This window comes from Agrococcus casei LMG 22410 (assembly GCF_900163565.1).
In the GTDB taxonomy this organism is placed as follows: domain Bacteria; phylum Actinomycetota; class Actinomycetes; order Actinomycetales; family Microbacteriaceae; genus Agrococcus; species Agrococcus casei.
Genome location: NZ_FUHU01000004.1, coordinates 48,980 through 73,896 on the forward strand (window position 1 = coordinate 48,980; position 24,917 = coordinate 73,896).

At 65.4% G+C, this 24,917-nt stretch carries 28 protein-coding genes; 17 read left to right on the forward strand and 11 right to left on the reverse strand.

The genetic code is table 11. The features are described from left to right. The first annotated feature begins 15 nt into the window (after positions 1 to 15). From CZ674_RS01155 to ilvC, 3 genes are read left to right on the forward strand one after another with little or no spacing between them, the layout of a single operon-like run. Positions 16 to 1,797 (forward strand): acetolactate synthase large subunit, encoded by a 1,782-nt coding sequence (locus CZ674_RS01155; protein ID WP_086990415.1) that lies wholly within the window; start codon positions 16 to 18, stop codon positions 1,795 to 1,797. Continuing rightward, positions 1,797 to 2,303: an acetolactate synthase small subunit gene (gene ilvN, locus CZ674_RS01160; protein WP_086990418.1), complete on the forward strand. Its 507-nt coding sequence runs from the start codon at positions 1,797 to 1,799 to the stop codon at positions 2,301 to 2,303. Before CZ674_RS01155 ends, ilvN begins: the two co-directional genes overlap by 1 nt. A 27-nt stretch (positions 2,304 to 2,330) precedes the next feature. Next, the gene (gene ilvC, locus CZ674_RS01165) at positions 2,331 to 3,356 is read left to right on the forward strand and encodes a ketol-acid reductoisomerase (RefSeq protein ID WP_086990421.1); all 1,026 of its coding nucleotides are present in this window, start codon (positions 2,331 to 2,333) and stop codon (positions 3,354 to 3,356) included. 70 nt (positions 3,357 to 3,426) lie between these two features. Here the strand turns inward: ilvC and CZ674_RS01170 are convergent, their stop codons facing one another. Genes CZ674_RS01170 through CZ674_RS01180 form a run of 3 tightly spaced genes read right to left on the reverse strand, consistent with a single transcriptional unit; the run spans position 3,427 to position 5,645 of the window. Then, positions 3,427 to 4,155 carry a GntR family transcriptional regulator gene (locus tag CZ674_RS01170; protein WP_086990423.1) on the reverse strand — a complete coding sequence of 243 codons (729 nt, stop codon included), beginning with the start codon at positions 4,153 to 4,155 and terminating at the stop codon, positions 3,427 to 3,429. Positions 4,156 to 4,164: 9 nt separating this feature from the next. Further along, positions 4,165 to 4,971 (reverse strand): carbon-nitrogen hydrolase family protein, encoded by an 807-nt coding sequence (locus tag CZ674_RS01175; RefSeq protein WP_086990426.1) that lies wholly within the window; start codon positions 4,969 to 4,971, stop codon positions 4,165 to 4,167. Next, a complete protein-coding gene (locus tag CZ674_RS01180) occupies positions 4,968 to 5,645 on the reverse strand; it encodes an RraA family protein (RefSeq protein ID WP_086990429.1) in 678 nt (225 codons plus the stop codon). The genes CZ674_RS01175 and CZ674_RS01180 overlap by 4 nt, the downstream gene beginning before the upstream one ends. Positions 5,646 to 5,953: 308 nt before the next feature. Between CZ674_RS01180 and CZ674_RS01185 the strand changes: the two genes are divergently transcribed. The 4 genes from CZ674_RS01185 to CZ674_RS01200 are packed head-to-tail and all read left to right on the forward strand — an operon-like array spanning position 5,954 to position 9,837. Further along, positions 5,954 to 7,033, forward strand: a complete 1,080-nt coding sequence (locus tag CZ674_RS01185) for an extracellular solute-binding protein (RefSeq protein WP_086990432.1) — start codon at positions 5,954 to 5,956, stop codon at positions 7,031 to 7,033. Positions 7,034 to 7,036: 3 nt separating this feature from the next. Next, positions 7,037 to 8,143 carry an ABC transporter ATP-binding protein gene (locus tag CZ674_RS01190; protein ID WP_234988364.1) on the forward strand — a complete coding sequence of 369 codons (1,107 nt, stop codon included), beginning with the start codon at positions 7,037 to 7,039 and terminating at the stop codon, positions 8,141 to 8,143. A gap of 3 nt (positions 8,144 to 8,146) precedes the next feature. Beyond that, positions 8,147 to 9,052, forward strand: a complete 906-nt coding sequence (locus tag CZ674_RS01195; protein WP_086990435.1) for an ABC transporter permease — start codon at positions 8,147 to 8,149, stop codon at positions 9,050 to 9,052. Positions 9,053 to 9,054: 2 nt separating this feature from the next. Next, positions 9,055 to 9,837 (forward strand): ABC transporter permease, encoded by a 783-nt coding sequence (locus tag CZ674_RS01200; protein WP_086990438.1) that lies wholly within the window; start codon positions 9,055 to 9,057, stop codon positions 9,835 to 9,837. 64 nt (positions 9,838 to 9,901) lie between these two features. Here the strand turns inward: CZ674_RS01200 and CZ674_RS01205 are convergent, their stop codons facing one another. Together CZ674_RS01205 and CZ674_RS01210 are read right to left on the reverse strand one after the other, a co-directional pair. After that, a complete protein-coding gene (locus CZ674_RS01205) occupies positions 9,902 to 10,480 on the reverse strand; it encodes a hypothetical protein (protein WP_086990440.1) in 579 nt (192 codons plus the stop codon). Between the two features lie 34 nt (positions 10,481 to 10,514). Continuing rightward, entirely contained in the window at positions 10,515 to 11,105 is a 591-nt protein-coding gene (locus tag CZ674_RS01210; RefSeq protein ID WP_086990443.1) for a TetR/AcrR family transcriptional regulator, read from the reverse strand. Positions 11,106 to 11,206: 101 nt separating this feature from the next. On the opposite strand from CZ674_RS01210, the gene CZ674_RS01215 reads away from it, so the two are divergent. From CZ674_RS01215 to CZ674_RS01250, 8 genes are read left to right on the forward strand one after another with little or no spacing between them, the layout of a single operon-like run. Next, entirely contained in the window at positions 11,207 to 11,674 is a 468-nt protein-coding gene (locus CZ674_RS01215) for a hypothetical protein (protein WP_086990446.1), read from the forward strand. A gap of 27 nt (positions 11,675 to 11,701) precedes the next feature. Further along, on the forward strand, positions 11,702 to 12,691 hold the full coding sequence (locus tag CZ674_RS01220; RefSeq protein ID WP_086990449.1) for a DUF2332 domain-containing protein: 990 nt from the start codon (positions 11,702 to 11,704) through the stop codon (positions 12,689 to 12,691). Between the two features lie 17 nt (positions 12,692 to 12,708). Continuing rightward, positions 12,709 to 13,149: a hypothetical protein gene (locus CZ674_RS01225; RefSeq protein ID WP_086990452.1), complete on the forward strand. Its 441-nt coding sequence runs from the start codon at positions 12,709 to 12,711 to the stop codon at positions 13,147 to 13,149. Beyond that, the gene (locus tag CZ674_RS01230) at positions 13,146 to 13,502 is read left to right on the forward strand and encodes a hypothetical protein (RefSeq protein WP_086990455.1); all 357 of its coding nucleotides are present in this window, start codon (positions 13,146 to 13,148) and stop codon (positions 13,500 to 13,502) included. Before CZ674_RS01225 ends, CZ674_RS01230 begins: the two co-directional genes overlap by 4 nt. A 46-nt stretch (positions 13,503 to 13,548) precedes the next feature. Then, positions 13,549 to 14,655 (forward strand): bifunctional 2-methylcitrate synthase/citrate synthase, encoded by a 1,107-nt coding sequence (locus tag CZ674_RS01235; RefSeq protein ID WP_086990458.1) that lies wholly within the window; start codon positions 13,549 to 13,551, stop codon positions 14,653 to 14,655. A 31-nt stretch (positions 14,656 to 14,686) separates the two neighbouring features. Further along, on the forward strand, positions 14,687 to 15,514 hold the full coding sequence (locus CZ674_RS01240) for an aldo/keto reductase (RefSeq protein WP_086990461.1): 828 nt from the start codon (positions 14,687 to 14,689) through the stop codon (positions 15,512 to 15,514). Between the two features lie 44 nt (positions 15,515 to 15,558). Beyond that, complete coding sequence (locus tag CZ674_RS01245; RefSeq protein ID WP_086990463.1) at positions 15,559 to 16,671, forward strand: hypothetical protein; 1,113 nt, start codon at positions 15,559 to 15,561, stop codon at positions 16,669 to 16,671. Between the two features lie 54 nt (positions 16,672 to 16,725). Beyond that, a complete protein-coding gene (locus CZ674_RS01250; protein WP_086990466.1) occupies positions 16,726 to 17,544 on the forward strand; it encodes a siderophore-interacting protein in 819 nt (272 codons plus the stop codon). Positions 17,545 to 17,548: 4 nt separating this feature from the next. On the opposite strand, the gene CZ674_RS01255 is transcribed toward CZ674_RS01250, so the two are convergent. Further along, positions 17,549 to 18,988, reverse strand: a complete 1,440-nt coding sequence (locus CZ674_RS01255) for an APC family permease (RefSeq protein WP_086990469.1) — start codon at positions 18,986 to 18,988, stop codon at positions 17,549 to 17,551. Between the two features lie 131 nt (positions 18,989 to 19,119). Between CZ674_RS01255 and CZ674_RS01260 the strand changes: the two genes are divergently transcribed. Then, positions 19,120 to 20,028 (forward strand): LysR family transcriptional regulator, encoded by a 909-nt coding sequence (locus CZ674_RS01260; RefSeq protein ID WP_086990471.1) that lies wholly within the window; start codon positions 19,120 to 19,122, stop codon positions 20,026 to 20,028. On the opposite strand, the gene hisD is transcribed toward CZ674_RS01260, so the two are convergent. The 5 genes from hisD to CZ674_RS01275 all read right to left on the reverse strand — a co-directional run bounded on the left by hisD (position 20,025) and on the right by CZ674_RS01275 (position 24,041). Next, positions 20,025 to 21,347, reverse strand: a complete 1,323-nt coding sequence (gene hisD, locus CZ674_RS01265; protein WP_086990516.1) for a histidinol dehydrogenase — start codon at positions 21,345 to 21,347, stop codon at positions 20,025 to 20,027. The genes CZ674_RS01260 and hisD overlap by 4 nt on opposite strands. A gap of 19 nt (positions 21,348 to 21,366) precedes the next feature. After that, positions 21,367 to 21,552, reverse strand: a complete 186-nt coding sequence (locus tag CZ674_RS01270) for a hypothetical protein (protein ID WP_086990473.1) — start codon at positions 21,550 to 21,552, stop codon at positions 21,367 to 21,369. Next, positions 21,545 to 21,700, reverse strand: a complete 156-nt coding sequence (locus CZ674_RS14085; protein ID WP_159456856.1) for a hypothetical protein — start codon at positions 21,698 to 21,700, stop codon at positions 21,545 to 21,547. Before CZ674_RS14085 ends, CZ674_RS01270 begins: the two co-directional genes overlap by 8 nt. A 3-nt stretch (positions 21,701 to 21,703) precedes the next feature. Next, entirely contained in the window at positions 21,704 to 22,417 is a 714-nt protein-coding gene (locus CZ674_RS13875; protein WP_143244578.1) for a hypothetical protein, read from the reverse strand. A gap of 106 nt (positions 22,418 to 22,523) precedes the next feature. Beyond that, complete coding sequence (locus tag CZ674_RS01275) at positions 22,524 to 24,041, reverse strand: dolichyl-phosphate-mannose--protein mannosyltransferase (protein WP_159456857.1); 1,518 nt, start codon at positions 24,039 to 24,041, stop codon at positions 22,524 to 22,526. 34 nt (positions 24,042 to 24,075) lie between these two features. Between CZ674_RS01275 and rsmI the strand changes: the two genes are divergently transcribed. Continuing rightward, positions 24,076 to 24,888: a 16S rRNA (cytidine(1402)-2'-O)-methyltransferase gene (gene rsmI, locus CZ674_RS01280; RefSeq protein ID WP_086990477.1), complete on the forward strand. Its 813-nt coding sequence runs from the start codon at positions 24,076 to 24,078 to the stop codon at positions 24,886 to 24,888. Positions 24,889 to 24,917: the final 29 nt, after the last annotated feature.

A 24,917-nucleotide genomic window follows, 5' to 3' on the forward strand; every position in this document is an offset into this window, starting at 1 on the left:
GAGAAGGCATCCACGATGACTCACCCACGCCCCGCACCGCCAGCTTCATCGCCCCAGGTGCTGACCGGATCCGGTGCGATACTCAAGTCGCTCGAGCTGCTCGGGGTGACCGACGTGTTCGGTCTGCCCGGCGGCGCTGTGATCCCCCTCTACGACGAGCTCATGCAGCAGGACGCCATCCGGCACATCCTGGTGCGCCACGAGCAGGGTGCAGGCCACGCCGCTGAGGGCTACGCCTCGGCGACCGGCAAGGTCGGCGTCGCGATCGCGACGAGCGGCCCCGGCGCCACCAACCTCGTCACGGCCATTGCCGACGCGTTCATGGACTCCGTGCCATTCCTCGCGATCACCGGCCAGGTGTTCTCGACCCTCATGGGAACCGACGCGTTCCAGGAGGCCGACATCACCGGCATCACGATGCCGATCACGAAGCACTCGTTCCTCGTCACGAAGGCAGAAGACATCCCGCGCGTGCTGCAGGAGGCGTACCACATCGCCTCGACCGGCCGCCCGGGCCCCGTGCTCGTCGACATCACGAAGGACGCCCAGCAGAACTCGGCGCCGTTCGTGTGGCCCGACCGCATCGAGCTGCCCGGCTACCGTCCGGTGACCAAGGCGCACGGCAAGCAGATCGCCGCAGCCGCTGATCTGCTCGCGGCTGCCGAACGACCCGTTCTGTACGTGGGAGGCGGCACGATCCGCGCCCGCGCATCCGAAGAGGTCATCGAACTCGCAGAGGCAACGGGTGCTCCTGTCGTCACGACGCTCATGGCTCGCGGCGCTGTTCCTGACTCGCATCCGCAGCACCTGGGCATGCCCGGCATGCACGGCAGCGTTCCGGCAGTGCTCGCGCTGCAGGAGAGCGACCTGATCCTCGCCCTCGGAGCACGCTTCGACGACCGCGTGACAGGCCGCGTCAGTGACTTCGCGCCCGGCGCCAAGGTCGTGCACGTCGACATCGACCCCGCCGAGATCTCGAAGATCCGCACGGCGGATGTTCCGATCGTCGGCGACGTCAAGGTTGTCGCAGCAGACCTCGTGACCGCATTCCGCGACCGCGCATCCGGCCCGCTCAGCGGCGAATCGCCGTGGTGGCAGCGGCTCAAGGAGCTGCGCGAGCGCTTCCCGCTCGGCTACGCGCCATCGAGCGACGGACACATCGTGCCGCAGCAGGTCATCGCCCGCATCGGCGAGCTGACCGGACCCGAAGCCACCTACGCGGCAGGCGTCGGGCAGCACCAGATGTGGACGGCGCAGTTCATCAAGTACGAGCGCCCCAATTCGTTCCTCAACTCCGGCGGCGCCGGAACGATGGGATACGGGGTGCCGGCGGCCATGGGCGCCAAGGTCGCAGAGCCCGAGCGCGTGGTCTGGGCGATTGACGGCGACGGCTGCTTCCAGATGACGAACCAGGAGCTGGCGACCTGCACGCTCAACAACATCCCCATCAAGGTCGCGATCATCAACAACTCGTCGCTCGGCATGGTGAAGCAGTGGCAGAACCTCTTCTATGAGGGCCGCTACTCGTTCACCGAGCTCGACACGGGCCACGGCCGCGCCATGGTGCCCGACTTCGTGAAGATGGGCGAGGCATACGGCGCTCTCGCCATTCGAGTGACGAAGGAGGAGGAGATCGACGACGCGATCAAGCTCGCGCTTGCGACCAACGACCGCCCCGTCGTCATCGACTTCGTCGTCTCGTCTGACTCGATGGTGTGGCCGATGGTGCCGCAGGGAGTCTCGAACTCGTTCGTGCAGTACGCCAAAGAACACAGCCCCGAGTGGGAGGAGGAGTAATGTCACACGTTCTCTCACTGCTGGTGGAAGACAAGCCGGGTCTGCTGACCCGTGTCGCCGGGCTCTTCGCCCGTCGCGGCTTCAACATCGAATCACTCGCCGTCGGCAAGACCGAGGTGCCCGGACTCTCGCGCATCACGGTCGTCGTCGACGTCGAAGACCAACCCCTGGAACAGGTGACGAAGCAGCTCAACAAGCTGATCAACGTCGTCAAGATCGTCGAGCTCGAACGCGACTCGTCGGTGCAGCGTGAGCACATGATGATCAAGGTGCGCGTCGACAACGCGTCGCGCGCCCAGGTGCTCGAAGTCATCAACCTGTTCCGTGCCCGTGCGATCGACGTGACGACCGATGCGCTCGTCATCGAGGTCACGGGCGACACCGCGAAATGCCAGGCGCTCGTGCGACTGCTCGAGCCCTTCGGCATCAAAGAGATCGTGCAGTCCGGACTGCTCGCGATCGGACGCGGTTCGAAATCAATCTCTGAGCGCGCGCTCAAGAACTGACAAGCTCTACTTAGGAGGAGAAACATCATGGCAGAAGTTGTGTATGACGCCGATGCAGACCTGAGCATCATCCAGCAGAAGAAGGTTGCCGTCATCGGCTACGGATCGCAGGGCCACGCCCACGCTCTGAACCTTCGCGACTCGGGCGTCGACGTGCGCGTCGGCCTCAAGCCCGAGTCGAAGTCGCGCCAGAAGGCAGAAGAGGCCGGCTTCACCGTCGGCACGCCGCGCGAGGTCTCGGAGTGGGCTGACGTCATCGTCATCCTCGCACCCGACCAGCACCAGCGCACCGTCTACGCAGACGAGATCAAGCCCGTCCTCGCAGACGGCAAGGCGCTGCTGTTCAGCCACGGATTCAACATCCGCTTCGACTACATCCAGGCTCCCGAGGGCGTCGACGTGATTCTCGTCGCTCCCAAGGGCCCCGGTCACACCGTGCGCCGCGAGTACGAGGCAGGCCGTGGCGTTCCCGTCATCGCAGCTGTCGAGGTCGACGCATCGGGCAAGGCCTGGGACCTCGCATGGTCGTACGCATCGGCAATCGGCGGACTCCGCTCGGGCGGCATCAAGACCACGTTCACAGAAGAGACCGAGACCGACCTCTTCGGTGAGCAGGCAGTGCTCTGCGGCGGAATGTCCGCTCTCGTTCAGAACGGCTTCGAGGTGCTGACCGAGGCTGGCTACCAGCCCGAGATCGCCTACTTCGAGGTGCTGCACGAGCTCAAGCTCATCGTCGACCTCATGTGGGAGGGCGGCATCGCCAAGCAGCGCTGGTCGATCTCCGACACCGCTGAGTACGGCGACTACGTCTCGGGCCCGCGCGTCATCGACGAGCGCGTCAAGGAGAACATGCAGGGCGTGCTCGCTGACATCCAGTCGGGTGCATTCGCCAAGCGCTTCATCGAAGACCAGGACGCCGGCGCACCCGAGTTCAAGCAGCTCCGCGACAAGGCTCAGGGCCACTCGATCGAGGCAACGGGCAAGAACCTGCGCTCGATGTTCGCATGGACGCAGCCTGACGCCGACTACACCGACGGCTCAGCTGCTCGCTGATCCCAGCAGCACATGAAACAACCCCCGGAGAGATCCGGGGGTTGTTTCGTCTGCTGGTGTTTGAGCTCTGCTACTTCGCGAAGACGTCAGCCACCTGGGTGAGGCTCGAGAGCAGATGCAGCTTCAGCAGCTCGAGAGCCTTGTCGACATCGTGAGCCTCCAGCGCCTCGGCGATGCCGGTGTGCTGATCGAGCGCCGATGCGCGGCGCTCTGGGATCGCCTCGAACATGGCGATGCCGAGTCGCATCTGCCGGTCGTGGAGGGTGTTGTAGAGCTGAGCGAACTCCGTGTTGCCTGTTGCCCGCACCAGCTCCCAGTGGAACTCCTTGTCGATCGAGACCATCTCGACCACCGCATCCGGCTCTGTGTCGAGCACGTGACGCTGCTGGGCGATGAGGCTCTTCAGGTCGTCGGCGATCTCGATCTCGTTCTCGCAGATCCATTCGACGCCGTGGCCCTCGAGCACGTAACGGGTCTCGGCCTGCTCGCGGATGCCGCGCACCGTGATCTCGGGAACAACAGCGCCGCGCCTGGGCAGGATGTCGAGCAGCCGCTCGCTCGAGAGACGGAAGAACGCCTCGCGCACGGGGGTGCGGGAGACGCCGGTCGCAGCTGCGACCTGCACTTCGGTCAGGATGGTGCCCGGGTGCAGGGCGAGTGTGACGATGAGGTCTTTGAGATAGACGTAAGCGAACTCTGCCGCTTTCACGCCTTCCGGCCTCGACGCCGATGGCAGGTCTGGAGTCGTGCTCCAGCTGCTGAATCGACCCCGAGACCGGTCAGCCGCGAAAGATCTCATCGCTACAGGCTATCCTGCTGCAATCTGAAAGCGACGATTGGTCAAGCTGGGATTTGCCTTTCGCACCGCTGCGACACGCTCGGTGTCGATGACAGCGGTTGCCAGTGCTCCGCCAGCTTCTCCGGCGCTTGCAGCGATGACTCCCATGGGGTCGATGATCATGCTCTGTCCGGTGCATGAGGGACCGGTCTGGCCGCAGGCGGCGAAGTAGACCGTATTCTCAATTGCGCGAGCACGCACGAGCGTCTCCCAATGCAGCTCCTTCATCGGGCCCACGGCCCAGGCTGCGGGCAGCACAATGGCTTCGGCGCCAGCATCGACAAGCCAGCGCATCATCTCGGGGAAGCGCACGTCGTAGCACGTGGCCGCACCGATCTTCACACCGCCCAGCTCGAACACGAGCGGCTTCGAGATCGGAGCCGCGGTCACGGTGTCGCTCTCGCGGTAGCCGAAGGCGTCATAGAGGTGGATCTTGCGGTAGACACCTTCGAGCACGCCCTCGGCCGAGATGTAGACGAGGGTGTTGAACGGTCGCACCGCGTCGTCGGGGTTGATCTCGGTGAAGCCGGCGATCACTGCGGTGCCGGCTGCCTTTGCGGCTTCCTTCACAGCGGTGACGTACGGTCCGTCGAGGTCTTCGGAGTGCTTGCTGTCGGGCCGCTCCTTGCCGGGGTCTGAGTACATGGCGTTCTCAGGCAGCACGACGAGGTCTGAGGAGTCGCCGGCGGCGGCGATCAGCTCTGTCGAGATGCGACGGTTCTCATCGATGTCGAGACCTGCGCCGAACTGGGCAACGGTCAGTCTGATCTTGCTCATACGGCTGCCACCGCCTGGGGAAGCTGCGAGGCGTCGAAGTGCTTGGATGCGCCGCTCCACTCTGAGAGCTTGGCGCCTGCGGCCACCTGCTCCTTCAGAGCCGGCTCTGCCTGCTCCTTCTTGCGGAGGATCTCGACGATGCCTTCGATTTCGTGCGGCTTGATCACTGCAATGCCGTCGCCGTCAGCGAAGACTGCGTCGCCGGGCTCGATGACTGCGCCGCCGACGGTGACGGAGACGTTGACTGCGCCCTCGATGCCGAGGATGCGGGTCGTGAGCGCCGAGACTGCCTTCGAGTAGACCGGCAGGCCGAGATCGCGGACCTCTTCGTAGTCATTGGTCGCACCCGACAGCACGACGCCGACAGCGCCGCGGGTCTTGGCGGTGAATGCCACCATGCCGCCGAAGCTCGAGCGGTCGTCGCCCGACTGCTCGACGACGAGCACGTCGCCGGGGCGAACGTAGTCTGCCGCGACGTGGAGGGCGGTCGAGTCGAGGTGGGGGAGTCGCACCGTGACCGCTGTTCCGACAAACGCGACGGGGCGGATGTTCGGTGTCAGTCCGCGCACGAAGCCGTGGTCGCGCAGATGGCCGAGGGTGGATGTCTGCACAGATGCGAGTGCATCGGCAGCTGCAGCCGGAATCTGCTCCGGCATGCGGTTGAAGGTAAACATGTGCTCTCCTGCTTCCGGTTCGCGCATCGCTGGGCGAACCGATTGTGATGGAACTGAGGTACCAGGCTCAGAGCATCGACATTCCGTGTACTGAATGTATACAGGCAGAATGCACGTTACGTCCATTCAGAGTCGAACGCAAGCCCCGTTACCCATCTGAGACCGAAAGTTCAGGTCAGACGCTGATTCTCTCGATGTGCCTGCCGATTGCTTGACATTGGGAATACGACGTGTATACAGTGACGCAACCAGGCTCACTGCATCGGGATACGGCTTCACAACCGTTCACTTCAAAGGAGAAGACCCCGATGTCTACGAACAGACGACTCACCCGCAACAAGCGACTGCTGACGATCGGCGCATCCATCGTCGCAATGGGAACACTGGCCTCGTGCGCCAGCTCTGGCGGCGGCGACGCCGACGGCCAGACCACCATCACCGTGCTCGGCTACACAGCCATCTTCGAAGACAACTTCACGCAGGCTGTCATCGAGGGCTTCGAAGCCCAGCACCCCGAGTACAACGTCGAGTACGTACCTTCACAGAACAGCGCTGAGATGCTCGGCAAGCTGCGCAGCGAGGCATCGAACCCCACGGTCGACGTGGCGATCCTCGACCAGTCGGTGGCCAACACCGGCATCCAGGAGGGCGTGTTCGCGCAGCTCGACGAAGCTGCGGTGCCGAACCTCGCCAACGTGGTCGACATGGGGCTGAACGCCGAGGGCTATGGCCCCGCGATGACCTTCGACAACCTGGTGCTGCTCGTTAACCCTGAAGAGGCGCCCGAGGAGATCTCGTCGATTCAGGATCTCTGGGATGCGCCCGACAACTCGGTCGCAATCCCCGCCGCACCCGACATCCAGGGAATCGCGCTGACCGCTCTGACGGCCAACAACCTCGGTGCTGACTACCAGGAGGACATCCAGCCGGCGATCGACGAGCTCGCGCTGCTGCAGCCGAAGGTCACCTCGTGGGATCCCCAGCCGGACGTCTACCAGACCGTGACTTCAGGCTCGGCACAGTACGCAGTGGGCTGGAACGCACGAGGACAGGTCTTCAGCGACCAGTCTGACGGACGCCTCCAGGTCGTGCAGCCCGACGACGGCATCGCCTTCCAGGTCAACACGATCAACATGGTCGAGGGAACCGAGAACGCTGAGGGCGCTCAGGCCTTCATCGACTACACCCTCTCGAAGGAGTCGCAGGAGAGCTTCTCGTCGGCGATGTTCTACGCACCGACCGTGAAGAACGCCGAGCTTCCTGAAGAAGTGCAGGCTCGTGTCGCTGACCCGCAGGACCCCAACATCGTCGAGATCGACTGGATCTGGATGGCTGACCAGCGTGACGCATGGACTGACCTCTGGCGTCGCACCGTGATTGGCGGCTAGACAATGACAAGCACTGCAGAACAGATGCACCTGTCGGTGCAGAATCTGAACAAGACATACCCGCGCACCGAGGTGCCGGCCGTGTCTGACATCAACCTCGACGTTCAGCAGGGCGACCTCGTCGCCCTGCTGGGCCCCTCGGGCTGCGGCAAGACCACGACGCTGCGCATGATCGCAGGACTCCTCGAGCCCTCGGCAGGCAGCATCCGCGTGAAGGGCAAGGAAGTCACCTCGACACCCGTGCACAAGCGCGGGATGGGCATGGTCTTCCAGTCGTACGCACTCTTTCCGCACATGAGCGTGCTCGACAACGTGTCGTTCGGGCTTGAGATGCGCGGGGGAGGTCGACGCGGCAACCGCAAGGCTGCCAAAGCGGCGCTTGACATGGTGCAGCTCGGTCATCTGGCCGAACGGCGCCCCGCTGCCCTCTCGGGCGGTCAGCAGCAGCGCATCGCTCTTGCCAGAGCGCTCGCCATCGAGCCTACGCTGCTGCTGCTTGACGAGCCGCTGTCGAACCTCGACGCGAAGCTGCGCGAGGCGATGCGGCACGAGATCCGCTCGATCCAGCAGCGCTCGGGCACCACGACCCTGCTCGTCACGCACGACCAGGATGAAGCACTCGACATGGCCGACAAGATCGCGATCATGGAGAACGGCATCATCCAGCAGTACGACGCGCCGCAGGAGATCTACGAGCACCCCACGAACAAGTTCGTGGCCAACTTCGTGGGCAAGGCGAACTTCATCCCCTCCACGTCGGTTCGTCAGGTCGGCGAAGGCCGCTACAGCATCGAGGCGGGCGCCTTCGGCGACCTCACTGTGCCCGGCGTCGTCGGGATCAAGGGCGACCGAGCTGAGCTCGTGCTTCGTCCGCACCGCGTCAGGCTCATGGCAGACGGTGAAGTCGCTGCAGACCGGCCGCGTGCGCGCGGACAGATCATCGCGAGCTCGTACACGGGCAATGTGGTGAGCTACGAGATGCAGTCAAGCGACAACGATCGCGTCATCCGCATCGACCAGCTCAGCCACCCGGCCGACCGACTCCCGGTGGGAGCAGAGATCACGGTCAGCTTCGATCCCGAAGATGCCTATCTCGTTGCGGAGGGCTGATCCATGGTCACACTGCAGACGACACAGCTTCGAACCGGCGGCCTGCCCGTCAAGGAGAAGCGAAGTGCCAAGCAGCGAGCTGGCACGCTCGGACTGATCCTGCCCGGCTCGATCGGGCTGTTCGTGGGCTTCGTGCTGCCGCTGATCGTCATGATCCGCATGTCGTTCAACCAGCACGGCACGGGCGGCCAGCTCGTCGAGACGCTCACGTTCGAAAACTACGGCAGGGCGCTGTCTGATCCGTTCTACTGGCAGGTCATCGGCAACACGCTGTGGCTCGGGCTCCTCTGCGGAGGCCTCGCGGTCATCCTGGCGTACCCGATCGCGCTGTTCCTGACGCGCACGACATCGAAGTGGAAGGGCGTCCTGATCGCGCTTGCGATCGCACCCCTGTTGACTTCGGCTGTCGCTCGCACGTACGGCTGGATCGCGATTCTCGGTGACCAGGGCATCATCAACGGATTCCTCATGGACACCGGTCTGCTGTCAGGCCCCATCCGTCTGAACAACGACATGCCCGGCGTGATCATCGCACTGGTCGAGATCCTGATGCCCTATGCCATCCTGGCGATGATCTCGGGCTTCGGCAGACTGAACAACTCCCTCGAGGAGGCCGCCGGAACTCTGGGCGCATCCCGCTTCAAGGTGTTCATGCGCGTGACGCTGCCGCTGACGCTTCCCGGTGTGTTCACGGGCTTCCTGCTGGTGTTCGTGCTGTCGATCAGCTCGTTCGTCACGCCGCGCCTGATGGGCGGCGGTCGCGTGTTCATCCTCGCCACCGAGGTCTACAACGAGGCGACCCAGACCCTCAACTGGCCGCTGGCAAGTGCCCTGTCGGTCATCCTGCTGATCCTGTTCGGACTCCTTGTGGCCGGCTACCAGCAGCTGACGAAGCGATTCGAGGACTGATCATGAGAAAAGCACTCAGTGGGACGGTCATCACCGTCATCTACCTGTTCCTTCTGGCGCCGATCATCGCGGTGTTCCTGATCTCGTTCAACTCGTCCTCTGCCCTGAAGATCGACCTCGGGTCGCCTTCGCTGCAGTGGTACCAGGAGATGCTGTCGAACTCGGCGTTCATCGAAGGCGCCAAGGTCAGCTTCATCACAGCGGCTGTCGTCTCGGTCGTCGTGCTGGTGCTCGGCGTTCCCGTGGCGCTTGCGATCGCAAGGCGTGAGTTTCCGGGCAAGAATGCGCTGTCTGCGTTCTTCCTGTCGCCGCTGCTGGTGCCGAGCGTGGTCATCGGTCTCGGCCTGCTGCTGGTGTTCCAGCCGCTTGCCCTGACCGGCACGTACCTCGGCATCATCATCGCTCACTTCGGCATCACCGTGCCGTATGTGATCAGGACGACGCTGATGAGCCTCAAGACGAACGATGTGAGCTGCGAAGAGGCCGCGCGCGTGCACGGAGCCGGACCGTTCACGACGTTCTTCCGCATCACGCTGCCGATCATCTCGCCCGGTCTCATCGCCGGAGCCGTCATGGCGTTCATCATCTCGTTCGACGAAGCGGTCATCTCGCTGTTCGTCGCGGGCTCCGGACGAACGACACTTCCCGTCGAGATGTTCCGGTACCTCCAGTACCGATCAGACCCAGCGATCGCCGCCCTTTCAGTGATCCTGATTCTGATCTCGGTGCTGCTGGTCGTTGTGATCGAGCGAGTCGTCGGACTCCGAAAGGTCATGAACAGCTAGCGAAGCCTGCCCCAGGCACGAACAGCGGCACCCTCGGACTCGATCGAGGGTGCCGCTGCTCTGCTCAGCGACGCTGCAGCAGATAGACGTATCCGCCGCCCACGGGGTTGTCCCACAGCATCGTGTCTGCATCCCATGCGGTGACCGTGTAGCTGTACTGGCCGCCTGGAAGCTCTATCACCTGCCCGTTCAGCGTGACGTCGGCGGCGTTCTCCGCGAAGTCGGTCGCTCCCGGAACATGCTGGCAGTAGAGCATGCGATCTGGCGACGGGAAGACGTAGCGGTGATCGTTCGTGACCTCTTCGAAGCCGGCTCCCTCGTCGGTGTGGGTGTGCTGCCACTCGCCGATGAGCACGTCAGGCAGTTCGCCCTCCTGCCCGGCCGGCGCATCCGCGTCGCTCATGAGTTTCGGGGTGTCCCAGTCGCAGGTCTCCTCCTGCTGGGCGTCAGCAGGTTCAGCAGACTCAGCAGTCTCGACAGGGTCGGCAGGCTCGGCAGTCTCGACAGGCGCGCTTTCGACAGCCGAGCCTTCGTCAGCCGTGGGCGTGGAGCACCCGACAAGTGCGAACAGCACGGCAGTCGCCCCGGCGGCCACGGTCCATCGGATGCGGCCGAGCAGGGGCCGCCGGAGTGTGGTGTCCATGAGCCCTGTCTACGTGGATGCCCTCACATCTGGCTCACACGGTGACCACAACGGCTCCCCGCAGCAGCGCCTCGAGCTGCCGCCGGGCATCTGCGACCGTCATCGAGCCCTGCATCGTGAGCAGCTGCACCGCGAGGCCGTCGACGATGGTGTGCAGCAGCGGCAGGGCCTCATCGACCGTCGCTCGCAAGTGTCCCTCTGACGCCAGCTGCTCGAGCCAGCCGCGCTGCTGCCGTTCGCTCTGCTCGACGAGATCGAAATACGCGGCGCGGATGGTCGGCTCGGCATCTGCCCCGAACGCCCGGCTGAGCGTGTCTATATACGGAACCATGAGCGCCATGGAGTCATCGTCGGGAGGCAGCATCTGCATGAGGCACTCTGTCAGTCGCGTCACCGGGTCGACGGATACGTCGTGGATGCGAAGATCGCTGGTGGCATCGCCCTGCATCCGCACCACGATCGCCTCGTAGAGGTCGCGCTGCGACGGAAAGTAGTGACGCAGCGTGCTGGCTCCTATGCCCGCCTCAGCGGCAACCGCGCGGACAGACGCGCCGCTCAGCCCGTGCTGATGCACGAGTCGCTCGGCGGCGTCGAGGATGGCAGACCGCCTGTCTGTCTGGCTCATGCATGCCATCATACTCCGGGCCCGCACAGTGTGCTGGTACAGTGTGTTAGTACGGCGTGCCAATAGGCACATCCGACCTACGAGAACACAGGAGAGCGCTCATGATCGAAGCCCTGCAGGACTGGACCACCTCACTGCCCCCGGCACTGCAGTGGCTCGCTGTCATCGCGATCGCCGCAATCCCGTTCGTCGAGTCGTACGGAGGGGCAGCGATCGGTGTGATTGCCGGCATCCACCCCGCAGTCGCGATCGCCGCGGCAGTGATCGGCAACGTCATCTCGATGCTCGTCTTTGTGCTCAGCGCGCACGGCATCCGCGGCAAGGTCAAGAAGAGCGACCAAGAGCTTTCGCCCAAGCGACAGAAGCTCAAGCGCATGTTCGACCGCTTCGGCGTTCCCGGCGTCAGCCTGCTCGGGCAGCTCGTGCTTCCGAGCCAGATCACCTCAGCTGCCATGGTGTCGTTCGGCGCGTCCAAGAACGCAGTGATCTTCTGGCAGATCATCTCGATCATCATCTGGGGCCTCGTCTTCGGCGTCCTCGCCGCGCTCGGCATCTCGCTCCTGAGATAGCGCTGCCACTGCCGTAGGGTTTCTCGCATGGAACCTCTCAGCACCGCGCTCTCGTCGGCCGTCAGCACGAGCTACGAGCGCTGGGCGCACCACGAGGCAGATGCAGCATCACCGCTCTATGCGGGCTGGGCGAGGGGAATCGCGGCAGACGACGCGCTCGCGGCGCTTCTGGCCGAACTGCCGCAGCGCAAACGACAGCCGAACCTGGTGTTCGCCGCCGCTCGCACATCCGGGGTGCCGCTCGCGCCGTGGAGTGCGGTGCGTGACGCGTTCGCCTCGCAGTGGCCGCGCATCCGTGCGACCGTGCTGTCGCGGGTGACGCAGACGAACGAGGCGCGCAGGCTTGCGACGCTGGTGCCGGGGCTGCACGACATCCGCGGGCCGATCGCGCTGATCGAGGTCGGGGCGAGCGCCGGCCTCTGCCTCTACCCCGACAAGTGGCGGTACCGATTCGGCCCCGGAAAGTACGTCGGCGAGGCGAATCGTCCGCTGCTCGAGACGGATGCGTCGCCGTCGGTGCCGCTGCCCGCTGAGGTTCCGCAGGTGGTCTGGCGCGGAGGCGTCGACCTGAATCCCCTCGACCCCGCCGACCCGGCGACGAAGGAGTGGCTCGAAGCCCTGATCTGGCCGAACGCCCACGGGGAGCCTGACGGCGAGCGCGTCGATGTGCTGCGCACGGGCCTCGCGATCGCCAGGCGTGACCCGGCGCATCTGGTCAAGGGCGATCTGCTCGAGGAGATCGAGGGACTAGTGACCGAGGCGAAGCGGCACGCTCGTCGGGTGGTCGTGTGGCACAGCGCTGTGCTCGCCTACCTCGACGAGCGCGACCGCACGGCGTTTGCGGACTTCATGCGCGCATCCGGAGTCCGCTGGATCTCGAACGAGGGCAAGCTCGTCGACGTGGGCCCGGCGGCTCCGTGGGCAGACCCCGCCGACTTCGTGCTGCGCATCGACGGCCAGCCCGTGGCCCGCACCAACCCGCACGGCCGCAGCATCGACTGGGCTTCGGATCTCTAGCAGTACGCTGGGGAGTGATGAACGACGACCAGAAGCCCGAGGCAGAGAGCGCCGACGACGCACTCAGCTGGGAGGGCGACGACGAGCTGCAGCGAGCCACGAGCCTCGACGAGCGCGCACCCGCAGACGATGATGACGATCTGGCGCCGAGGCGCGGGGTCTTCGACGTCGTCCGCGAGATGACGCGAGGCGAGAAGGCAGTCGCCGCACTGTTCATGGTGCTCTCGCTCGCATCCGCTGCCGGCTGGATCGCCGTCGTCGCGACGAACCCCGTCACGCTAGAGGGAACCGCCCTGATGCTGATCTACGAGCTCGGCGAGTTCCTCTCGATCGTGGGCGCGCCGCTGGCCGCCTTCACCGCAATCCAGGTCGCTCGCGGCCGCGCACGCACGATCTGGCTCGCCAGCCAGTTCGTCGTGACGCTGCCGTGGCCGCTGCTGCTGGGAGCCCTGATATGAGCCGCTCTGAAGAAACCGCAGTCGCCCCCGAGACGCGATCGAGCGACGTCGCCATCGTCTACCTGGTGTTCGCGCTGCTGTTCGGCTTCTCGCTGTTCATGGCGTGGGGCAACTTCCAGGGGGTGCCCGAGTTTTACGCGTTCATGGGCATCGCAGGCGCCACTCCGTGGGTGCTGCTGGTGGCTGGCATCGTCGTACCGCCCGTGCTGTTCGTGACGGGCATGGCCATCGCTCGCGGCCGGTCGATGATGGCGCGTGCCGGCATCATGCTGGCGGCGCTCGCCGTCAATGCGCAGATCTCGCTGCTGCTCGAGCAGGCGGCGCGCAATGTGGCCGCAGGGGTTCTCGGTTAGCCTCCTGGCGTAAGGTGGTCACGCCAACGATGGAGAGAAGGTGCGCATGTCAGACAGCATCGCGAAGGGTCTTGTCGGCGTCGTAGCCGACACGACGGCGATCTCGAAGGTCAACCCCGAAACCAACTCGCTGCTGTATCGCGGCTATCCCGTGCCCGAGCTGGCTGAGCACTGCTCGTTCGAGCAGGTTGCCCTGCTGCTCTGGAACGGCGAGCTGCCGAGTGACGCCGAGCTGGCAGAGTTCACCGAGTTCGAGCGGGAGAACCGCGCACTCGATGCCGATGTGCGCGAAGTGCTCGACCGTCTGCCCTCGAACGCGCATCCGATGGACGTCGTGCGCACGGCACTCAGCTTCGTCGGCGCGCGTGCCCTCGCCGAGCACCCCGACGAAGACGGACTCGACCAGGCCAAGCGCCTGTTCGCCGTGATTCCCTCCATCGTCGCCGCGAACCAGCGCATGCGTCGCGACCAGGAGATCATCGAGCCTCGCGACGACCTCGACTACTGCCAGAACTTCCTCTGGATGACCTTCGGCGAAGAGCCAGCCCCCGAGGTGGTCGAGGCGTTCCGCGTCTCGATGATCCTCTATGCAGAGCACAGCTTCAACGCGTCGACCTTCACGGCACGCGTCGTGACGTCGACGCTCGCCGACCTCTACTCGGCAGTCGTGGCGGCTGTCGGCGCCCTCAAGGGGCACCTGCACGGAGGCGCGAACGAGGCGGTCATGGAGATCTTCCGCGAGCTCGAGGGCGGCGTCGAGCCGGGCGCCTGGCTCGACGAGGCATTCAAGCAGAAGCGCAAAATCATGGGCTTCGGCCACCGTGTCTACAAGAACGGCGACTCTCGAGTGCCGACCATGCGGGCAGCGCTCGAGAAGCTCGCGGCGCACTACGAGCGCCCCGACGTCATGGAGCGCTACGACGGCCTCGAGCAGGCGATGGCAGACCGCAAGCCGATCAAGCCCAACCTCGACTACCCGTCGGGCCCCGCATACGACCTGATGGGATTCGAGACAGAGGTCTTCACGCCGCTGTTCGTCGCCGCACGCGTCGTAGGGTGGAGTGCGCATGTTCTCGAGCAGCGCGCAGACAACGCTCTGATTCGTCCGCTGTCGGAATACTCCGGCGCCGACGAGCGTCACATCCAGTCTTAGTCCATCAGTTTCAGCAGTTTCAGGAGACCACATGACGATTCCCACCCTCTCGCTCAATGACGGCACGTCGATTCCGCAGCTCGGCTACGGCGTATTCAAAGTCGACCCGGCCGAGACGGAGCGACTGGTGACCGAGGCGCTCGCCGCCGGCTACCGCCACATCGACACCGCCACCATCTACGGCAACGAAGAGGGCGTCGGACGCGCGATCGCGGCCAGCGGCATCGACCGCAGCGAGCTCTACATCACGACCAAGCTCTGGAACGACCGCCGCGGCGCCGAGCAGACTCGCGCCGGCCTGTCAGAGAGCCTCGAGCGCCTCGGCCTCGACCACGTCGACCTCTACCTGATCCACTGGCCCGCCCCGAAGAACGGTCCCGTGCAGGAGACCTGGGAGACCTTTGCGAAGCTGCGCGAAGAGGGGCTCACGACCTCGATCGGCGTCGCCAACTTCGACGACCGCTTTCTTCCCGCCGTGCTCGAGACCGGCATCACTCCCGTCGTGAACCAGATCGAGCTGCACCCGCAGTTCCAGCAGCGCACCACCACGCTGCTGAGCGAGAAGAATGACGTGAAGATCGAGGCATGGGGCCCGCTCGGCCAGGCCAAGGTCGACTACGCTTCTGGCCCGATCGGCGAGATCGCAGCCGCCAACGGCATCAGCTGGGCGCAGGCCGTGCTCGCATGGCACCTGCAGCAGGGCCGCATCGTGTTCCCCAAGTCGTCTTCTCGGGGGCGCATGGACGAGAACTTTGCTTCGGCACAGGTGCAGCTCTCCTCCGAGCAGCTCGCAGTCATCGACGGGCTCGACAAGGGCCTCGACGGCCGTGTCTCGGGTGATCCGGCCGAGGTCAACTAGCGGCACCACCCCAATCGGTCACATGACCCCGCTAGCATGCGGCCATGCAGCAGGGTCAGGAAGCCGAGCATCGGGTGCGAAGGCACTGGCTGCCGCGCCTCCTCGAGGTAGGCGGCACAGTGATGCTGGTCGCCCTTGGTGTGGGCGCCGTCGCGCAGGCCTTCCTCTGGCAGTCGCCAGACGACAGCCTGGTGGCGGCGCCTTCGCAGTCTCAGCTGCCGGAGACCGCTGACCCCCTGCCCGCCGCGGCCGACGTGTTCGACGAGTTCGGCGCATCCGTCGTCGGCACGACCGTGACGTTTCCGGATGCACCAGTGACGGATGCGGCGGCCGCCTTCGACTGCACGGGCTGGAGCGTCGTGCTGCAGGGGTTCCACAGCCGATTCGTGCTCGTGGGGGCGTGCGATGACGTCACGGTGGCCGGAACCCACGTCGACGCCTACATCGAGGGCACCGCTGCGCTGACGATGGAAGGCCCCGAGTCTGCAGTTGCGGCAGGTGCGATCGGCACGCTGACGATGCTCGGGGCGCACACCACCGTCATCGCAGACGCGGTCGAGGTGCTCGCGGGCGACGCGTCGTTTCCGCATCTCGTGCTGAACCAGGTGGGCGACGATCAGAGCGACTTCACGTTCGGCACGGCGGCGGTGGCGGCGGGACTTGCCGACGACCAGTATGTCGACAGCTTCTCGCCCGAGCTGCTTCGATTCGAGTCGATGCCGCTGGCGGCGGACGACGTCGAGACGCGCATCGTCGCTGCCGACACGACCGAGCATGCGTGCGACGGCGAGCGGCTCGTGGTGCGGGACCGCTCGCCCGATGCTGCGCTGCTGATCACGGGGGAGTGCGACACCGTCATCGTCGCCGACCGCGAGCAGATCGAGATCGAGCGCGCGTCGACGGTTGTGGTGCTCGAGGGCAGCACGCTCGTGGAGCTCGGCGACATCCAGACGCTCGTCGTGACCGAGGTCGGGGTCGGCGCTTCGGCGGCATCGATCGAGGCCCTTGCCGTCGGAGGCTCGATGCTGGCACTCGATGCCGACAGCATCGCCGCGATCGTCACGACGCAGTCCGCCAGTGATGTGACGTGGAGGTCGGGTGCTCCGCTGAGCTCGCTCACGGCACCGGAGGGCGCCACCGGATTCAGCGGACCGTGAACACGGGGTGCCCGCCCGATAGACTTAGGGTTGCCTAACCCGAAGGAGGGCCACTTGTCACAGCGACCCGCGCGACCACAGCGACCAACCGTGTGTCTCGAGATCATCGAGAAGCAGTGGCTGACGCCGCACCTGCTTCGCCTCATCGTCGGCGGCGAGGGATTCAGCGGCTTCGAGCCCAACGACTCGACTGACATGTACTGCAAGCTGCTGTTCGCACACGACGGTTCGCCGCTCAAGGAGCGCGTCGACATGGCCAAGATCAGGGCCACGAGGCCGAGCGACGAATGGCCGAAGACCCGCACCTACACGATTCGCTGGGTCGAGCCCGAAGCACGGCGGCTCGCGATCGACTTCGTGGTGCACGGAGCCGAAGGGGTCGCGGCACCCTGGGCTGCGGCGGCTGAGCCGGGCGACCTGGTGCAGTTCTCGGGCCCCGGAGGCGCGTGGTCGCCCCCTGAGGCAGAGTTTCACCTGTTCGTCGGCGACGAGTCGGCGATTCCCGCGATCGCGGCGGGGCTCGAGCTCCTGCCAGAGGATGCCCGTGGCCACGCCGTGATCGAGGTCGGAGAGCATACGCTCGACATCGCGCATCCGAAGGGCGTCACGCTCGAGTGGATCGTGCGCGGTGAGGGCGAGTATGACCCCGGTGCCCTTGCGGAACGCGTGCTCGCACTCGACTGGCCCGCGCATCCGTCTGAGAGCGTCTCCGTCTTCGCACACGGCGAGCGCGAGGCGATGAAGCTGCTGCGGCCGATCTTCAAGGAGCGCGAGATTCCGCGCGAGCGCCTGTCGATCTCGGGCTACTGGGCCTACGGACGCGTCGAGGACGCATTCCAGGCCGAGAAGCGCACCGAGATCGGCAAGGTCTGAGCCGCTAGCCCTTCTGCTTGGCCTTTCGCTCGCGAACCGCGGTGAGGAGCAGGGCCTCGGTGTTGACGCCTGCCTCGATGCCCTTCGGGATGCGGAACAGGAAGAACATGCCGATGGCCCACCAGGCGAGGCAGAACACGTATGACATGGTGTCGATGCTGGCCGGCATGCCGGGAATGTAGAGGGTGAACAGGCCGAACGTCAGGATCACGCCGAGCACGCCCAGCGTGGTGCTGAACTTGCCGCGTCCGACGCGGAAGGGGCGCTCGAGTGCGGGCTCCTTCTTGCGCAGGATCAGGAACACGACGCAGACCATGAAGTACGTCACGACGATGCTGGGCGAGCCCGAGTCGACGAGCCAGCCGAGCATGCCGGTGCCGAAGAACGGGGCCGCGACCGAGAGCGCGCCGACGAACAGCACGGCGTTGCCGGGGGTGTTGAACTTGGGGTGCAGCTTGCCGAACCAGGCAGGGAGCATGCTCGAGCGGCCCATGGCGTAGAGCAGTCGCGAAGCGCCGATGAGCAGGGCGATCCATGAGGTCAGGATGCCCGCGATGCCGCCCGCGAGCAGCACGTTCGCCATGATCTGGCTGTTCCAGAGTGCGCCCATCGCGTCTGCGGTTGCGAGGTCGCTGGCTGCCAGGTCGCCGGCGGGCATCGACGACGACGAGGTCAGGATGACCATGACGTACCAGGCGCCGGCGATCAGCACCGAGATCGGGATCAGCTTGCCGATGCGGCGCGGGCTCATGTTGAGCTCTTCAGAGGCCTGCGGAATCACGTCGAAGCCGACGAAGAGGAACGGCACGACGATGAGCACGGTGAACAGGCCCGTGGTGCCGGTGAAGAACGGCTCCATGTTCGAGACTTCGCCGCTCATGAAGCTGCCGGTCACGAGCATGATGCCGACGATGATCAGGAAGACCACGACGAACGTCTGCACGACGCCTGCCAGCTTGACGCCGAAGTAGTTGATGGCGGTGATCACGATTGCTGCGACGACGCCGATTGCGACCCAGACGGGTGCGACCTCAGAGCCGAAGACCGTGTACATGGGGTTGTCGAGGATCTGCGGGAAGAGGTACGAGATCGTGCGAGGGAGCGCGACCGCCTCGAACGCCACGATCGAGATGTAGCCGCCGGTGATGCCCCACGAGCCGACGAATGCCCAGCGCGGCCCCATGCCTCGCATGAGGTAGTGGTGCTCGCCGCCGGCCTTCGGCATCGCAGCAGTGAGCTCGGCGTACAACAGGGCCACGAGGGCCATGATGAGCCCGCCGCCGCCCATGGCAATGGCTGCGCCAGCGGTTCCGGCGTCTTCGAGCCAGCCGCCTGTCAGCACCACCCAGCCGAAGCCGATCATCGCGCCGAACCCGAGTGCGTACGAGTCGAATGCGTTCAGGGCCTTCTTGAATCCGGGTTGTGCCGTGCTGTGTTCAGACATGCTGTGCCTTCCAGTGCCGGGGCGTCGGTGCCCATGGGTCTCTCTGCGACTTTCGTCGCGAGTCAAAAGTAGGGCACCGGCGGCTTACGGCACAACCCCTGAATCAGCGTCTGATGCAATAGGCTTTGCCTATGACACTCGCACAGCTGCGCGCGTTCCTCTCGGCCTATTCGCTGCGCACATTCACGGCAGCGGCAGAAGAGCTCGACGTCTCGCAGGCATCGGTGTCTGAGCTCGTGGGCCGGCTCGAAGCCGAGCTCGAGGCGCCGCTGTTCGTGCGCGGCGGAAGACAGCTCGTGCCGACCGCCGCAGCCGACGAGCTGTTCTCGCACGCACAGCGCACGCTCGCGGCTGCAGACGACGCAGAGCAGGCCATCCGCTCGCTCAATGGGCTGCAGTCGGGTGTCGTCTCGTTCGGCGTTCCGCGCAACGCCGGGTACTACGGGGTGCCGGATGCCGTGCTCGAGTTCCACAGGGATCATCCAGGGGTTCGCGTGCGCATGGTGGGCATCAACTCGAACAGGGTCGCCCGTGCCGTGCTTGCGGGGGAGCTCGAAGCCGGCCTCGTCGTGCTGCCCGTTGACGAGCACGGCCTCGATGTCGAGCCGCTTGCGGTCGACGAGGTGCACCTCGCGACGATGAACGAGCTGCCCGCAGGCACCGGCGCGACCCTTGACGATCTGCTCGGGCCGGGGCTGATCCTCTACGACGCCGAGAGCGGGTGGGAAGACCCGACGCGTCGCCAGCTGCTGCGCCGTGCACACGAGTCAGGCCGGGAGCTCACGGCGCAGGTCGAGATCGAGTTCGTAGACACCGCGCTGCGACTCGTCGCAGAGGGTGCTGGCGCGACGATCGTCAGCGGTTCCCTGCTGCGCGCAGGCGAGGTGCCAGACGGCGTCAGAACCTACTCGTTCGAGCCGCGCTTCGTCGAGACGCTGGCACTCATCAAGCGCAAAGATGCCCCGCTGTCGCTCGCGACCGCAGCGATCGCAGAGGTGATGCGCCGCTGCATCCGCCGTGTGACTCCCGGCACTGATTAGTTCTGCTGACCCTGCCACCGGTCGAGGCGGTAGGTCGCGGTGCGGCTGTGCGCCTCCATGCCCTCGGAGTCTGAGATGACCTGCACCGCGTGCGCGGCTTCTGGGGTTGCCTCGCGCGTGAGGCGCTGGTAGGTGAGCGGCTTGATGAAGCGCGAGACCGAGAGGCCGGCCGAGTGCTTGGCGCCGCCGGCGGTCGGCAGCGTGTGGTTGGTGCCGGCCATGCCCTTGTCGGAGTATGCGACCGTGCTCCATTCGCCCAGGAAGATCGAGCCGTAGTTCTTGAGGCGGTCGTGGTACCAGTCGTCGCGGCTCGTGATGATCTCGAGGTGCTCGGGGGCGAGGTCGTCCATGAGCTCAGCCGCGATCTCGGGGGTGTCTGCGACCGTGATCGAGCCGTAGTCGCGCCAGGCCGGGCCGGCGATCTCTGCGGTCGACAGCGTCTCGAGCTGCTGCTTGACCTCGACGGCGACGCTCTCGGCGAGCTCGCGAGACGTCGTGATGAGGGCTGCGGGCGAGTTCGGCCCGTGCTCGGCCTGGCCCAGCAGGTCGGCTGCGACGATCACGGGGTCTGCGGTCTCGTCGGCGATGATCGCGACCTCGCTCGGCCCTGCGGGCAGGTCAATGGCGACGCGGCCGAACAGCTGGCGCTTGGCCTCTGCGACGTACGCGTTGCCGGCGCCCACGACCATGTTCGCGGGTGCGTCGTCGAGCAGGCCGAAAGCGAGCGTTGCGATGGCCTGCACTCCGCCGATCGTGTAGGCGCGATCGACGCCGGATGCGTGGGCCGCGAAGAGCACGGCATCATTCGGTGCGCCGTTCGGCTGCGGGGGCGTTGCGGCCGAGACCACGGGCACACCGGCCTCCTTGGCGACGCCGACCGACATGAATGCGCTCGCGGTCAGCGGGAACCGGCCCGCTGGCAGATAGGCGCCGACCTGCTGCACGGGCACGTGGCGCACGCCGCAGACGATGCCGGGAGCAGTCTCGAACGAGTAGTCCTGCAGCTGCTGACGTGAGTGGGCTGCGAATGCGCGGGTGCGCTGGGCGCCGAGCTCAATGGCGTCGCGCAGGTCTCTGGGCAGGCGGTCGCCGCTGCTTGCGAGCCGGCCGCCGTCGACGACCAGTTCGCCCTCATGATTGTCGAGCTTGCGTGCGTACTCGCGCACCGCATCCAGCCCCCGCTTCTCGATGTCGAGCAGCATCTCGCTGACCGTCTTCGCGACGGCCGGGTCGTGCTGTGCACTCGGCGTCGTGCTGGGTGGCTTGATGAAGCTGAACTTGCCGTCGAGGGCATCGAGAACTCGTGGTGTGAAGCGCATGACCACAAGGTAGACCGCCCTATTGGCGCAGGACAACCCCCGGTGCTCCTGCGGTTGGCACAGGCTTAGCCTGTGCTCTTCTTGCCTTGAGCGCAGTGCCAATGCGGTAGACAGCTGTGAGCACCCAGATGCCCAATGCCATCAGTGCCAGAAGCGGTGCGGCTCCGAGGAGTGCGCGGATGACGTCGCCGATCGCGTCAGTCATGCTGTGCCTCCCTTGGGGCTTCGCCTGCGATGAGCGGGAGCAGGTGGCGGAGTGCGCGCTCGAGAAAGACGATCAGGACGATGATGAAGATCGGTGCGACGGCTGTCTGCAGGATGAGCAGCAGTGATGCCAAGACGTTGGATGTCATGTTCTAGTTCCAGAGGTGAGCGGACGTGCTTGAGGAAGTTGGACCGATGTTGGCCTGAATCCACCAAGTCCCTGTTATTCCAGCCTGGCCGATGCCGCAAAGCTCGGTGACTGTCAGTCGAACCTTGGCCGGGGCGGAGTTGGCATAGCTATCGCGCTTAAGGACGTTGAAACTGCTGGATTGAATGGCGCAGAAGGTGTCAAACGATGGGCCCCAAGGTTGTCCAGAAATTTGGGCTCGTCCGGGCCAGCGTGAAAAGTTCAACGTGAACGCGTACTCGCGCACTAGGTTGCCGTGGCTCACGCGACAATTGGTAAATGAGCTGGCGCCAGCAGAAGTGTAGACGGTGCATCCCGAAACGCTAGACGGGCCAATTGGCAGAGACTCCTGTGGGCGTTCCATGCCGCTCCATTGATATGAGCCGTCGTCCCATCTGGAGATCGTTCCGTGCATCCCGTCGTGCCACCACGGTTCCACGCTGGATGGCGGAGTGCCGGAGTCGGACAGGAGCGGTTCGCCTTGGAGTGCTGTCAATGTCAGTGATTCATGAAACTCGTCGGGAACGGCGAATGCTTCCAAACGTTCCTCAATGACGGACTCGAAGCTGGGGCTTTGATCGCTTGCTTGCGCAGTCGCCGGAGCCGGTGCGCTGTGCGGCAGGACCAATGCAAGCGCGGCGCCAGCCGTCACTATGGATTTAAGGATTCTGGATCGCATCGTCGTGACACTCCTTTGAGTCGATTTCAGGTGCTGAATCAAGGCTAGCCATTAATCAACCCCAGTGCAATCATCGTGTGTGCACCAATTAACCGTGAGTGCTTCCCTACCGCCACCCGGGCAGCCAGTAGCGCAGCCGCATCCAGTCGTCGGCGACCGGGAAGCCGTAGATCACCGGGCTCCAGAAGACGTACGCCATCACGACGAATGCTGCGAATGCGGCGACGGCCGAACCGTTCGCGATTCTGAAGTCTCGCGACAGCGGCGACCCGGGCAGTCCCTTCGCCAGCCATCGCAGCAGGTACACGAGCAGCAGCACGATGAACGGTGCGTAGACGATCGAGTAGAACGAGAAGATCGTGCGGTCGGGGTAGAGCAGCCACGGCACGTAGCCGGCGGCGATCGCGACCAGCAGCATGCCCAGCGTCGGGTTGAGCGTGCGGCCGAACAGGAACAGGCCCGCCAGCAGCGCCACGGTGCCCGCCCACCACAGCACCATGTTCGGCATCGCCGACACATACTGCACGTAGCCCTCGGCCGGGGTGTCAGAGGCGAACCCGGTCGGCCGCAGCATCAGCAGCCACTCGATTGCGGGCGACTGGAAGGCATGATCCTTCGTCAGCCCGACATGGAACTCGTAGGTCTTGACGTGGTACTGGATGAACGAATGCCAGGTCTCGGGCCACTCGTCAGGCATCCACGAGACGCGGTTGTCGCTGCTCTCGCCCGCCCAGTGCCGCATGTAGCCGCCCGAGACGAACCAGCCGGCGAACGATGCGACGTACGCGATGGCGGCAGGCACGACCAGCAGCACGAAGCTCACGGGGCCCTGGGTGGCGAGCCCCACGAGCGACTTCATCGACTTCGAGGCGCGGTACGAGTCGACGACGTCCATCACAACTGACCAGAGCCCGAACGCCGCGAGGTAGTAGAGACCTGACCACTTGGTCGCGGCCGCGCAGCCGAATGCGATGCCGGCAGCCATGATCCAGGGCCGCCACAGGAACACCGGCATGCCCCTCTCGGACTGCAGCCAGCGCACCACCCGCGCTGGCGCATCCCGTCTGTCGAGTGCGATGAACGCCACGCCGAGCGCAACGAACATCGCCAGCACGATGTCGAGCAGAGCGGTTCGGCTCATCACGATGGCCTGTGAGTCGATCGCCATGAAGAAGCCTGCGAGGCCGCCCCAGAGCACCGAGCGCGTCAGCGCGACGCCGAGGAAGTAGGTGACCGCGACGAGCGCGACGCCGACCAGCACTGCCGGAAACCGCCATGCCCACACCGAGTCGATGCCGAAGATGGCGGTTCCGAACCCGAGGATCCACTTGCCGAGCGGCGGATGCACGACGAACGACGGCTTGTCGGTCATGCCGCGAGGGTCGCCCTGTTCGAAGAATTCGTTGGCGTTGTCGCTCCACTCGAGCTCGTGGCCCGCCTGGTAGAGAGCGTAGGCGTCTTTCACGTAGTAGGTCTCGTCGAAGACGAGGGTGTCGAACTGGTCGAGGTTGACCAGGCGAACAGCGAGCGCCAGCGCGATCAGCGCAATGGGGGTCGCGATCGCTGCGATGCGATGTCCGCGAGGGGACTGCACTCGGCGCATGGTCGAAGCGATCAGGGTCACGCGGTCGATTCTTTCATCATGGGACGATAGTTCGGTGATCATCCTCGGAGCGACACCCATCGGCAACCTCGGCGACGCCACCCCGCGGCTGATCGACGCATTGAACACCGTGAAGATCATCGCGGCAGAAGACACCCGAACGGCCATCCGGCTCATGCGAGCGCTCGACGTCGACGCGCATCCTGAGCTCATTGCCCTGCACGAGCACAACGAGCGCGTGGTCGCCGCCGATCTCGTGGGCCGCGCGGCCGAAGAGGATGTGCTCGTGCTCACCGACGCTGGCATGCCGACCGTCTCGGATCCCGGGTTCGTCCTCGTGCGCGAGGCCGTCGCCCAGGGCGTCGACGTGACCTGCCTGCCGGGGCCGAGCGCAGTCGTGGTCGCGCTCGCGGTGAGTGGGCTGCCGACCGACCGGTTCGCGTTCGACGGCTTCCTGCCCAGAAAGAAGGGGCAGCGGCTAGAGTACTTCGCGTCGCTCGCCGCAGAGCCGCGCACCGTTGTCGTCTTCGAGTCGCCGCACCGCATCGCGTCGACGGTCGCCGACATCGCCGAGGCGCTGCCCGACCGCCAGATCGCCGTGTGCCGCGAGCTGACGAAGAAGTTCGAAGAGGTGCGCCGCGGAACCGCCGGCGAGCTGCTCGAGTGGGCGAGCGGCGAAGTGCGCGGCGAGATCGTGATCGTGATCGCGCCGGGCGAGCAGCGAGTCCGGTCGTTCGACGAAGCGGCGACGGATGTGCGGGCCCTGGTCGCCGACGGCACCAGGCTGCGCGACGCGGCGGCGGTTGTTGCGCAGTCCACCGGGTTCAGCAAGCGCGACCTCTATGAAGCGGGCCTCGGCCGAAGCTGAACGCCGGGCGCCAGCCCAGCTCGTAAGAT

Bases quoted from the DNA above. Each gene is read 5' to 3' on its own strand.
- CZ674_RS01155 (WP_086990415.1), top strand. From the start codon at position 16: ATGACTCACCCACGCCCCGCACCGCCAGCTTCATCGCCCCAGGTGCTG.
- ilvN (WP_086990418.1), top strand. From the start codon at position 1,797: ATGTCACACGTTCTCTCACTGCTGGTGGAAGACAAGCCGGGTCTGCTG.
- ilvC (WP_086990421.1), top strand. From the start codon at position 2,331: ATGGCAGAAGTTGTGTATGACGCCGATGCAGACCTGAGCATCATCCAG.
- CZ674_RS01170 (WP_086990423.1), bottom strand. From the start codon at position 4,155: ATGAGATCTTTCGCGGCTGACCGGTCTCGGGGTCGATTCAGCAGCTGG.
- CZ674_RS01175 (WP_086990426.1), bottom strand. From the start codon at position 4,971: ATGAGCAAGATCAGACTGACCGTTGCCCAGTTCGGCGCAGGTCTCGAC.
- CZ674_RS01180 (WP_086990429.1), bottom strand. From the start codon at position 5,645: ATGTTTACCTTCAACCGCATGCCGGAGCAGATTCCGGCTGCAGCTGCC.
- CZ674_RS01185 (WP_086990432.1), top strand. From the start codon at position 5,954: ATGTCTACGAACAGACGACTCACCCGCAACAAGCGACTGCTGACGATC.
- CZ674_RS01190 (WP_234988364.1), top strand. From the start codon at position 7,037: ATGACAAGCACTGCAGAACAGATGCACCTGTCGGTGCAGAATCTGAAC.
- CZ674_RS01195 (WP_086990435.1), top strand. From the start codon at position 8,147: ATGGTCACACTGCAGACGACACAGCTTCGAACCGGCGGCCTGCCCGTC.
- CZ674_RS01200 (WP_086990438.1), top strand. From the start codon at position 9,055: ATGAGAAAAGCACTCAGTGGGACGGTCATCACCGTCATCTACCTGTTC.
- CZ674_RS01205 (WP_086990440.1), bottom strand. From the start codon at position 10,480: ATGGACACCACACTCCGGCGGCCCCTGCTCGGCCGCATCCGATGGACC.
- CZ674_RS01210 (WP_086990443.1), bottom strand. From the start codon at position 11,105: ATGAGCCAGACAGACAGGCGGTCTGCCATCCTCGACGCCGCCGAGCGA.
- CZ674_RS01215 (WP_086990446.1), top strand. From the start codon at position 11,207: ATGATCGAAGCCCTGCAGGACTGGACCACCTCACTGCCCCCGGCACTG.
- CZ674_RS01220 (WP_086990449.1), top strand. From the start codon at position 11,702: ATGGAACCTCTCAGCACCGCGCTCTCGTCGGCCGTCAGCACGAGCTAC.
- CZ674_RS01225 (WP_086990452.1), top strand. From the start codon at position 12,709: ATGAACGACGACCAGAAGCCCGAGGCAGAGAGCGCCGACGACGCACTC.
- CZ674_RS01230 (WP_086990455.1), top strand. From the start codon at position 13,146: ATGAGCCGCTCTGAAGAAACCGCAGTCGCCCCCGAGACGCGATCGAGC.
- CZ674_RS01235 (WP_086990458.1), top strand. From the start codon at position 13,549: ATGTCAGACAGCATCGCGAAGGGTCTTGTCGGCGTCGTAGCCGACACG.
- CZ674_RS01240 (WP_086990461.1), top strand. From the start codon at position 14,687: ATGACGATTCCCACCCTCTCGCTCAATGACGGCACGTCGATTCCGCAG.
- CZ674_RS01245 (WP_086990463.1), top strand. From the start codon at position 15,559: ATGCAGCAGGGTCAGGAAGCCGAGCATCGGGTGCGAAGGCACTGGCTG.
- CZ674_RS01255 (WP_086990469.1), bottom strand. From the start codon at position 18,988: ATGTCTGAACACAGCACGGCACAACCCGGATTCAAGAAGGCCCTGAAC.
- CZ674_RS01260 (WP_086990471.1), top strand. From the start codon at position 19,120: ATGACACTCGCACAGCTGCGCGCGTTCCTCTCGGCCTATTCGCTGCGC.
- hisD (WP_086990516.1), bottom strand. From the start codon at position 21,347: ATGCGCTTCACACCACGAGTTCTCGATGCCCTCGACGGCAAGTTCAGC.
- CZ674_RS01270 (WP_086990473.1), bottom strand. From the start codon at position 21,552: ATGACTGACGCGATCGGCGACGTCATCCGCGCACTCCTCGGAGCCGCA.
- CZ674_RS14085 (WP_159456856.1), bottom strand. From the start codon at position 21,700: ATGACATCCAACGTCTTGGCATCACTGCTGCTCATCCTGCAGACAGCC.
- CZ674_RS13875 (WP_143244578.1), bottom strand. From the start codon at position 22,417: ATGCGATCCAGAATCCTTAAATCCATAGTGACGGCTGGCGCCGCGCTT.